We start from the raw sequence: 757 nt of genomic DNA, 5'->3' as shown, positions 1-757 counted from the left end.
CGTTAGAAGCTGCATTGTCGAAAGACCGCGTGAAAACCAACATCAATGGCTTTACGCAGTTAGGTCTGGTTGAAATGACGCGTAAGCGTACGCGCGAAAGTATTGAACATATTCTTTGTTCTGGTTGTCCTACTTGTGAAGGCCGTGGCACCGTGAAAACGGTTGAAACGGTGTGTTACGAGATTCTGCGCGAGATCACTCGTGTAAACCGAGCGTACGATGCCGACAACTTTGTCGTATACGCATCGCCATTTGTCGCAGAAGCGCTTTTGGGTGATGAGTCTCATGCGTTGGCAGAACTTGAAGTATTTATTGGTAAGCAAGTCCGTATTCAGGCTGAACCCCTGTACATTCAGGAACAGTTTGACGTCGTGATGATGTAATTGGAACATTTGTGAATTCTGGTGTTAACCGTTTTGGGCGTTTTTGCGCGTGGACGTTAGTCACTGTCTTGGTTTTTTTAGCCATTCTAGTGACCACTCTACGCGTCACATTGCCACAACTTAACCACTTCCAAGATGAGATCAAAACCTGGGTCAAACAAGGCACAGGTTTTGACTTTTCTATCTCCAGCGTTGCTGGTTCTTGGCGTAATAGCCATCCCTCTATCGCGTTACTCGGCTTAGAAGCTAACTTACCGAATAACCAAGAAGCTCGATTCGCCGTTGATGAAATTCAAATTGAATTCGATTTGATTCAATCATTACTTCAGTTTAAGCCCGTCGTGGCAGACTTAACCATTCATAACTTGGCATTA

The 757-nt window shown here is 45.0% G+C and carries 2 protein-coding genes; both read left to right on the top strand.

Translation table 11 applies throughout. The annotated features are described in order from the left end of the window. On the top strand, positions 1–383 hold a 383-nt coding region (locus R7190_RS27030; RefSeq protein ID WP_318137821.1), incomplete at its 5' end, for a ribonuclease E/G. A gap of 11 nt (positions 384–394) precedes the next feature. Next, positions 395–757: hypothetical protein (locus R7190_RS27025; protein WP_318137820.1), on the top strand; the 363-nt coding region annotated here is incomplete at its 3' end.

This window comes from Vibrio sp. 1078-1 (assembly GCF_033340475.1).
This window is presented reverse-complemented; position numbering and strand designations above follow the sequence as displayed.